Here is a 9,158-nt window from a genome sequence, read left to right as displayed (position 1 = left end):
CCACCCCGGGCCTCCCCCCCCCCCCGGGGGGGTTGTGCGCCCCCCCCCGGGGGGGGGGGCCCGGGCCCGGCCCCCCCCCCCGCGGCCCCTCATCTTGGAGTGACCCTGTGAGCACTGTGAGCACCGATCCAGAGGGCAAGGCACCGCCGATCGCCTCGAAGCAGCGCTTCGGCCGAGGCGACCGAGCCTTCTCCGGACTCGCCCTGCTGGCCGGCATCACCATCATGGTGGCGCTGGCGGCCGTCTTCGTCTTCCTCGCCATCCGGGGCAGCCAGGGGCTCAATGTCGACCCCTCGCTGTATCCGAACGCCGGCAACTTCGCCCTCTACGCCGCCAAGCTGCTCTTCGGCACGGTGTGGGTCTCGGTGGTCGCGATGTGCTTCGCGGTGCCCTTCTCGGTGGCGCTGGCGTTGTTCATCTCGCACTATGCGCCCCGGTGGCTGGCCACCCCGGTCGCCTACGTGATCGACCTGCTGGCGGCGATCCCCTCGGTCGTCTTCGGCCTGTGGGGCCTGCGCAGCTTCGCCCAGGCGATGAAGCCGGTGACCGCCTGGCTCAACGATCATCTCGGCTGGATCCCGTTCTTCAGCGGCACCGTGTCGGCGTCCGGACGCAGCGTGCTGATCGCGGCGATGGTGCTGGCGGTGATGATCATCCCGATCACCACCGCCATCGCCCGAGAGGTGTTCGCCCAGACCCCGCGCCTCAACGAGGAGGCGGCGCTGGCCCTGGGCGCGACTCGCTGGGAGATGATCCGCTACGCGGTCTTCCCCTATGCGCGCTCCGGGCTGATCGCGGGGGTCATGTTGGGCCTGGGCCGGGCGCTCGGTGAGACGATGGCCGTCACCTTCGTGCTCGGCGCGGAGAACCCCCTGGTCACCATCAAGATGCTCACCGCGGACAGCCCGCCGACGATCGCCTCGAACATCGCGCAGAACTTCCAGGGCGAGAACGTCGACCAGCAGGTGGTGCTGCTCGCCACCGGCCTGGTGCTGTTCGTGTTCACCTTCGCGGTGAACTTCATCGCGCGGGCGGTCGTCGGCCGTCAGGAGAGGAAGCTGGCATGAGTCTGAGCGTCGACGAGCCCGCGCTGGTCGGGTCGTTCTCCGGGGTGCGACTGCCGCGGTTCGCGCCCGCGCTGGTGATCCTGGCCGCGCTCGCCCTGGCCGCGCTGCTCAGCCTGGTGCTGGGCTGGTCGTGGGTGGCCGTGCCGGTCTTCGCCGCGGTGTTCACCGTGATCGGGCTGCCAGTCTGGTCGGCGGCCACCGAGGGCCGCCGGGCCGCCACCGACCGGCTGGTGACCTGTCTGGTCTGGGTCACCCTGCTGATCACCCTGGTCCCGCTGGTGTGGGTGCTGGTCAAGACCTTCGCGGAGGGCATCCCGGCGATCTCGTGGCACTTCCTGACCAGCGACATGACCAGCGGCCTGGACCCCAAGACGTTCAAGATGGTCTCCGGCGCCGGCGTCAAGCACGCCATCATCGGCACCGGGTTGGTGACCCTCGGCGCCATCGTGATCTCGGTGCCGATCGGCCTGATGACCGCCATCTACCTGGTGGAGTACGCCGGGAAGCGCTGGATCGGACGGGCGATCACCGTCCTGGTGGACGTGATGACCGGCATCCCCTCCATCGTCGCCGGGCTCTTCGCGGTGGCTCTGTTCACCGTGCTGACCGGCAACCCCGGGACCCGGATCGGGCTGATGGGATCGATCGCGCTGTCGCTGCTGATGATCCCGACCGTCGTCCGCGGCGCCGAGGAGATGATGCGGCTGGTGCCGAGCGACCTCCGCGAGGCGTCGTACGCCCTCGGGGTGCCGAAGTGGCGCACGATCCTCAAGGTCGTGCTGCCCACCGCCTTCGGCGGCATCGTGACCGGCGTCGTGCTCGCGGTCAGCCGGGTGGTCGGCGAGACCGCGCCGCTGCTGGTCGCGGTGGGCAGCGTCGACGTGGTCAACACCAACCTGTTCTCCGGACGCATGACCACGTTGCCGGTCTACATCATGAACGAGTACAACGGGACCGTCGATGACCGGAAGTACGCCTGGGGAGCAGCGCTGATCCTCATCGTCATCGTCATGATCCTCAATCTCGCCGCCCGCATCGTTGGAAAGATCTTCGCCCCCAAGACCGGGCGCTAGAGGGAGTCACACACCATGGCCAAGAGCATCGACGTCAGCGACGTCTCGATCTACTACGGCGACTTCAAGGCCGTCGAGTCCGTCTCGATGACGATCAAGGCGAGGGCGGTCACCGCCTTCATCGGACCGTCCGGCTGCGGCAAGTCGACCTTCCTGCGCACCCTCAACCGGATGCACGAGGTGATCCCCGGCGCCCGTGTCGAGGGGAAGATCGTGGTCGACGGGCAGTCCCTCTACGACCCTTCGGTGGACCCGGTCGAGGTCCGCCGCCGGATCGGGATGGTCTTCCAGCGACCCAATCCGTTCCCGACGATGTCGATCTACGACAACGTGTTGGCCGGCAACCGGCTCAACTCCAGGCGGATCTCGAAGGCGACCGCCGACGACATCGTGGAGAGCTCGCTGCGCGGGGCGAACCTGTGGACCGAGGTGAAGGACCGGCTCGGCCGGCCCGGGATGGGGCTCTCCGGCGGTCAGCAGCAACGGCTGTGCATCGCGCGGGCGATCGCCGTGGAGCCCGAGGTGCTGTTGATGGACGAGCCGTGCTCGGCGCTCGACCCGATCTCGACCGCCGCGATCGAGGACCTGATCCACGAGCTGAAGGCGTCGTACACGATCGTGATCGTGACCCACAACATGCAGCAGGCAGCCCGGGTCTCCGACGACACCGGGTTCTTCAACCTGCAGGCGGCCGGCAGGCCCGGTCACCTGGTCGAGTTCAACCCGACCAAGCAGATGTTCACCAACCCGGACAACCCGGACACCGAGGCGTACATCTCGGGTCGCTTCGGCTGAGTCGTGACACGGGCTCGGCCATCCTGCCCGTCCAGGCTCAGCGGGGCTCAGACTCCGAGGATCGGCCGCAGCACCCAGTAGACCAGGGCGGCGGCCAGGCCGGCGGCCGGGAAGGTGAGCACCCAGCCGGCGACGATGTTGCCGGCGACGCCCCACCGGACCGCGGAGAAGCGCTTGGTGGCGCCCGCGCCCATGATCGCCGAGGTGATGGTGTGGGTGGTCGAGATCGGTGCGTGCCACACGAACGCGGTGGTGTAGAGCACCGCCGCGCCCACCGCCTCGGCGCTGAAGCCGCGAGCCGGGTCGAGGTGGATGATCTTCCGGCCCAGGGTGCGCATGATGCGCCAGCCGCCGGAGTAGGTGCCCAGCGAGATCGCGGAGGCGGCGCAGATGATCACCCACAGCGGCAGTCCGTCATCGGCGTCCGCGTGACCGGAGGCGATCAGGGCCAGGAAGATCACGCCCATCGTCTTCTGGGCGTCCTGCAGGCCGTGGCCCAGCGCCAGGGCCGCGGCGGAGACGGTCTGGACCAGTCGGAAGCCGCGATAGACCCGGTGCGGGTTGCGGCGGCGGAAGATCCACATGATCGCCAGCATCAGGCCGAAGGCGAGCACGAACCCGACCACCGGCGAGGCGACCATCGGCACGATCACCTTGTCCAGGATCGTGTCCCAGTGGATCGAGGCGTACGTCGACCCGGCCGTCAGTCCGGAGCCGACCAGTGCGCCGATGAGCGCGTGCGACGAGGACGAGGGCAGCCCGAAGTACCAGGTGATCAGGTTCCACACGATCGCGCCCAGCAGGGCCGCCAGGATGATCACCAGCGCATGCTTGGTGTCGGCCGTGTCGAGGGAGAGGACCTCGCTGACGGTGTGGGCGACCTCCTGACCCAGCAGCGCCCCGACGAAGTTCATCACCGCGGCCAGGGTGAGCGCGACCCGCGGGGTGAGCGCCTGGGTCGAGACGGAGGTCGCGATGGCGTTCGCGGCATCGTGGAAGCCGTTGGTGTAGTCGAAGGCGAGGGCAACGGCCACCACCGCGATGACGATCGCGAGGTCCACGGGGTCAGGATTCCTTGACCGCGATCTGCTCGACGATGTTCGCCACCCGCTCGAACCCGTCGATCGCGTCCTCGAGGGACTCCACGATGTCCTTCAGCTTGAGGACCTCCATCGCCTTGAACTCTCCGGAGAAGAGCTTGGCCAGGATCCGGCGGTGGTTCTTGTCGCCCTGGTTCTCCAGCCGGTTGATCTCGATCCAGTACTCCTCGAGCTGGCGCATCGACTGCAGCTTCGGCATCGCCTCCGCGGTGAGCTCGGCGCAGCGCTGCAGCACCTCGACCTGGTCGGAGAGCTCGCCCGGCAGCACCTTGACCTCGTAGACCAGGATCTGGTCGACGACCTCGTCCATCGAGTCCATCACGTCGTCGAGCGAGGAGCCCAGCGAGTAGATGTCCTCGCGGTCGAACGGGGTGACGAAGGTCGAGTTCACCTTCTTGACGATCGAGTGGGTCGTCTCGTCGGCGGCGTGCTCGGCCGCACGCATCCGACGGGCCACGTCGTCGTGGTCGGCGGCCTCACCGAGCATCTCGGCGAGCAGCCCTGCGCCGTCCACGAGGTGGCCGGCCGACTCGGTGAACAGGTCGTAGAACGACGTGTCGACCGGGCGAAATCGGAAATGCACGGGAGTTCTCCTGGCATGAAGTGGCGGAACCGCACCTCATGCTAGGGGAGCCCGACCCCGTCGGCGTAACGCAGACCGGCGAAGTCGGCGCCCGACGTCTCGCGACCGGGCCCGCGGGCCGGTCACGCCGTCGGCGTACGACGCCAGCGGCGGTGCTTCTCGATGAGCTGCTCCTGCAGGTGGACGGTGCCGTCGTTGCGCGACCAGACGCTGTCCGGGCCGAGCTGCCAGGCCATCGTGGTGGGCTGGAAGGCCAGGTCGAGCAGATCGTCGACCTGCGCCACCAGCTCGGGTCGCGGCAGTCGGACCAGTGTCTCCACCCGGCGGTCGAGGTTGCGGTGCATCAGGTCCGCCGACCCGATCCAGGCGACCGGCCCCTGTCCGTCCGCGTCGGTCGCGGAGACCCGTTCCGCACCGTTCTGGAACCAGAAGATCCGGGAGTGCTCCAGGAACCGGCCGAGCACCGAGCGCACCTCGATCGTCTCCGACAGCCCCGGCACGCCCGGCCGGAGCGCGCAGATGCCGCGGACCAGCAGCTGCACCGGCACGCCGGCCTGCGAGGCCAGGTAGAGGGCGTCGATGATGGCCTCGTCGACCACCGAGTTCGCCTTCAGCCGGATCCGCGCGGGTCGCCCGGCGAGGTGGTGGGCGATCTCGCCGTGGATCTGCTCGATCAGCCCGGAGCGGACGTTGTCCGGCGCGACCAGCAGTTCGGCGTACTCGGCCTGCCGGCTCCATCCCGACAGGTTGTTGAACAGGTGCGCGACGTCCTCGCCGATCGCGTCGTTGGTGGTGATCAGCCCCATGTCCTCATAGAGCCGGGACGTCTTCGGGTTGTAGTTGCCGGTCCCGATGTGGGTGTAGCGCCGGATCCCGTCCGGCTCGTCGCGGACCGCCAGGGCGAGCTTGCAGTGCGTCTTGAGCCCGACCAGTCCGTACACCACGTGGCAGCCGGCCTGTTCCAGCTTGCGTGCCCACCGGATGTTCGCCTCCTCGTCGAACCGGGCCTTGATCTCGACCAGTACCAGCACCTGTTTGCCGGCCTCGGCCGCGTCGACCAGGGCGTCGATGATCGGGCTGTCGCCGGAGGTGCGGTAGAGGGTCTGCTTGATCGCCAGCACCTGCGGGTCGGCGGCGGCCTGCTCGATGAACCGCTGCACCGAGGTGGCGAAGGAGTCGTACGGATGATGCAGCAGGACGTCGGTGCGTCGCGCCGCCTTGAACACGTCGACCGGTGCCGCCGACTCCACCTCCGCCAGCCGACGGTGGGTGGTCGGCACGAACGCCGGGTACTTCAGCTCGGCCCGGTCCAGGTCGGCGATGCCGTGCAGGCCGCGCATGTCCAGTGGCCCGGGCAGGCGGAACACCTCGGCGGAGGAGATGTCGAGCTCGGAGATCAACAGATCGAGCACCGCCTGCGAGATCGACTCCTCCACCTCGAGCCGGACCGGCGGCCCGAAGCGACGGCGCAGCAGCTCCTTCTCCAGCGCGGTCAGCAGGCTCTCGGCGTCGTCCTCCTCGACCTCCAGGTCCTCGTTGCGGGTCACCCGGAAGGCGTGCACCTCGAGGATCTCCATGCCGGGGAACAGCTTCGAGAGCCGCTCGCGCATCACCGCCTCCAGCGGCACGAACCGATCATTGCCCAGCGGGATGAACCGAGTGAAGATCGGCGGCACCTTGACCCGGGCGAAGTGCTCCTTGCCGGTCTTCGGGTGGCGGATCACGACGGCGAGGTTGAGCGAGAGCCCGGAGATGTACGGGAAGGGGTGTGCCGGGTCGACCGCGAGCGGGGTCAGCACCGGGAAGACGCGCTCCTTGAAGAGCTTCTTGCAGTACTTGACCTCGATCTCGGTCAGGTCCTCCCAGCGCAGCAGCTCGATCCCGGCCCGGTTGAGCTCCGGCACGATCTCACCGTGGAAGACGGTGGCCTGCCGCTCGGACAGCTCCCGGGTGGCCCGCCAGATCTGCTCCAGCACCTCGCGGGGCATCAGGCCGGAGGCGGCGCGGACGGCGACGCCGGCGGCGATCCGGCGTTTCAGGCCGGCCACCCGGACCATGAAGAACTCGTCCAGGTTGGAGGTGAAGATCGCCAGGAACCGCACCCGCTCCAGCAGCGGCAGGCTGGAGTCCTCGGCCAGCTCCAGCACCCGCTGGTTGAACCTCAGCCAGGACAGCTCGCGATCCAGGAACCGGTCCTCGAACTTCTCCACCGCGGCCAGCGCCTCGTGGTCGGGGACGTACTCCGGTTCGACGTCGAAGGGTTGGTCGGGGATCGCCGCCAGGCTGCGGACGGTGTCCTCCGGCTGCGTGGGAGCGCTGTCGAGGGCCATTGACCAAGTGTGGCACCGTCGGGTGAACGCCGGGTGTCATCGGCGGAGGCGGTCGGCGGAGGCGGTCGACGGAGGCGGTCAGCGAAGGGAGGTGACCGGGCTCGGTTACCCCGGAGTAGGTTTGTCCTCGTGAGCGTGACGACCACTCTGAAGCGAGCCCTCCGTCCGGTGCGCTACCAGGTCGAGCGGCTGGCCTTCCTCACCGCCCTGAACCTGCCCAGCACCCTCCAACGCCGTCTGGCCGGGCGACCGGTCACCATCGACGGCCTCACCCTGGCTCCCGACACCCAGCTGATGTTGCGGCTGATGCGGCTCACCGGTCAGGACGACGGGTGGAGCGGGCCGGTCCCGGCGGCCCGCGCCGGCCTGGTCGAGCGGTGCCGCCTGGCCGGCGGGTCGCTGCCGATCGGCGGCATCCGGACCGTCGAGCTGCCGTTCGGCAGGGGTCGGCTCTACCTGCCCTCGGCCGAGGTCGCGACCCCGGCGCCGCTGGTGGTCTTCTTCCATGGCGGCGGCTTCTACCTCGGTGACCTGGACAGTCACGACGCTCCGGCCAGGATGCTGGCCGAGACGGCAGGGGTCCGGGTGCTCTCGGTCGCCTATCGGTTGGCGCCGGAGGCGAAGTTCCCCGCCGCGTACGACGACGCGCTGGTGGCGTTCGACTGGGCGCGAGAGCATGCCGAGGGGCTCGGCGCCGACCCCGACCGGATCGGCGTCGGCGGCGACTCCGCGGGCGGCAACCTGGCCGCCGAGGTGGCGCTGGCCGCCGGAGAGCGGTGCGCCTTCCAGCTGCTGATCTACCCGGTGACCCAGATGAACGAGGTCACCGAGTCACGCAAGCTCTTCGCCGACGGCTTCTTCCTGACCGCCGAGGCGATCGAGATCTGCGGCTCGCACTACCTGGCACCCGACACCGATCCGTGCGATCCGCGGCTGGCACCGCTGCGGACCGAGATCCCGGCCGGCACCGCGCCGGCCTACGTCGCCACCGCCGGGTTCGACCCGCTGCGCGACGAGGGGGAGGCCTATGCCCGACGGTTGGCGGAGGCCGGGGTGCCGGTGCGGACGCGGCGCTTCGCGGACCAGATCCACGGCTTCGTCAACGTGCTCGGCGCCGGCCACTCGGCCCGCGCCGCGACCACCGAGATCGCCGAGGCGCTGCGCGAGCTGGCGGCGCCACGGTGCTGAGCCGGTCCTGAGCCGGGTCGGCGTGGGTGGACGTCGTGCCGGGCCGGTGCGGTCGAGCGCTCAGCGCGCCGCGTCCGGGCGCCAGCGCAGCACCTCGCGATGGAACGCCGGCGCGTCGACATCGGCGGACTCCACGATGACGCCGTCCCGGCCGCCGAGCTCGGCGCGCCAGTCGGGCGAGTCGGGGTCGCCGCGCAGGACGACCTCGACACCGAGGTCGTAGAGGTCGTAGACGTAGTCGTCCTCGCCGTGCCGGATCTCCACGATGCCCTCGGCCGACACGGTCACGGTGGCCTCCGGGGCAGTGCCGAAGGAACGCACCTCCCCGTTCTCGTCCGGGGTCTGATCGGGGGCCCGGTCCGAGGTCGGGCGCGGGCCGGACGTGTCCGCCGACCCGGCGGAGCGGCCCGGGTCGGTCGCCTCGAGTCGCCGCCCGACCGTCCACGCCGTGCGACTCGGAGCCGGAGCGGGCCGGGTGGCTCCCGAGCTCGGCAGGGGATCGGCGGCCGGTGTCGCGGCCGACGCCGTCGTGGTCGTCGTGGTCGTTGTGGTCGTCGTGCTGGCCGCGGCCAGCATCGCCTCCAGGGCCTGCACCGACTTCTTCGACCCCTTGGCCTTGAGCGCCGCGGCGACCCCCGAGCGCAGCGTGACGAGCTCCTCGGCGAGCTCGGCGGCCCGTCGCTCGGCCACCAGGCGCTCGGCGAGCGCGTGCTCCACCAGTTCGGCGTTGTGCCGGATCGAGGCCTCGACGGCCTGCCGGTTGATGACGTTGGCGGCCAGCGCCTCCTCGGCCTCGGCGCGCAGCCGGTGGCTCTCCGCGGCCGCCTCACGGGCCTTGGTCATCGCCTGCAGCGCCTCGGCGGTACGACGCTCGGCGGCCATTCGCTCGGCGATCGCCTGCTCGGCGGTCTGGTGCGCATCGCGCGCCGTCTGCTCCGCCGCGGCCCGGGTCTCGGCCGCCTCCCGCGCGGTCTCCTCGGCGGCCTGGCGTGCCGCGTGGGCCTGCTCGGCCAGCCGGGCCT

Annotated in this window: 7 protein-coding genes and 1 pseudogene; 4 read left to right on the top strand and 4 right to left on the bottom strand. The window is 70.1% G+C overall.

Annotated elements, in window-relative coordinates; translation table 11 throughout:
- The first annotated feature begins 107 nt into the window (after positions 1-107).
- From pstC to pstB, 3 genes are read left to right on the top strand one after another with little or no spacing between them, the layout of a single operon-like run.
- Positions 108-1,067: a phosphate ABC transporter permease subunit PstC gene (gene pstC / locus QM638_RS22990; RefSeq protein ID WP_415146008.1), complete on the top strand. Its 960-nt coding sequence runs from the start codon at positions 108-110 to the stop codon at positions 1,065-1,067.
- A complete protein-coding gene (gene pstA, locus QM638_RS22985; protein WP_415146006.1) occupies positions 1,064-2,140 on the top strand; it encodes a phosphate ABC transporter permease PstA in 1,077 nt (358 codons plus the stop codon). Before pstC ends, pstA begins: the two co-directional genes overlap by 4 nt.
- A 15-nt stretch (positions 2,141-2,155) precedes the next feature.
- Complete coding sequence (gene pstB, locus QM638_RS22980; RefSeq protein WP_415146004.1) at positions 2,156-2,935, top strand: phosphate ABC transporter ATP-binding protein PstB; 780 nt, start codon at positions 2,156-2,158, stop codon at positions 2,933-2,935.
- A 47-nt stretch (positions 2,936-2,982) separates the two neighbouring features.
- Here the strand turns inward: pstB and QM638_RS22975 are convergent, their stop codons facing one another.
- The 3 genes from QM638_RS22975 to QM638_RS22965 form a co-directional block, all read right to left on the bottom strand.
- Entirely contained in the window at positions 2,983-3,996 is a 1,014-nt protein-coding gene (locus tag QM638_RS22975; protein ID WP_415146002.1) for an inorganic phosphate transporter, read from the bottom strand.
- Positions 3,997-4,000: 4 nt separating this feature from the next.
- A complete protein-coding gene (locus QM638_RS22970) occupies positions 4,001-4,618 on the bottom strand; it encodes a DUF47 domain-containing protein (RefSeq protein ID WP_415146000.1) in 618 nt (205 codons plus the stop codon).
- A gap of 122 nt (positions 4,619-4,740) precedes the next feature.
- Positions 4,741-6,948, bottom strand: a complete 2,208-nt coding sequence (locus tag QM638_RS22965) for an RNA degradosome polyphosphate kinase (protein WP_415145998.1) — start codon at positions 6,946-6,948, stop codon at positions 4,741-4,743.
- A 135-nt stretch (positions 6,949-7,083) separates the two neighbouring features.
- Between QM638_RS22965 and QM638_RS22960 the strand changes: the two genes are divergently transcribed.
- Positions 7,084-8,136: an alpha/beta hydrolase gene (locus tag QM638_RS22960; RefSeq protein WP_415145997.1), complete on the top strand. Its 1,053-nt coding sequence runs from the start codon at positions 7,084-7,086 to the stop codon at positions 8,134-8,136.
- A 60-nt stretch (positions 8,137-8,196) separates the two neighbouring features.
- On the opposite strand, the pseudogene QM638_RS22955 reads toward QM638_RS22960, so the two are convergent.
- A pseudogene (locus tag QM638_RS22955) lies at positions 8,197-9,158 on the bottom strand (hypothetical protein); the annotation flags it as partial.

The organism is Nocardioides sp., from assembly GCF_047606145.1.
Classification (GTDB): Bacteria; Actinomycetota; Actinomycetes; order Propionibacteriales; family Nocardioidaceae; genus Nocardioides.
Note: the sequence above shows the minus strand (reverse complement) of the source record. Positions and strands in the feature narration are given on the sequence as shown.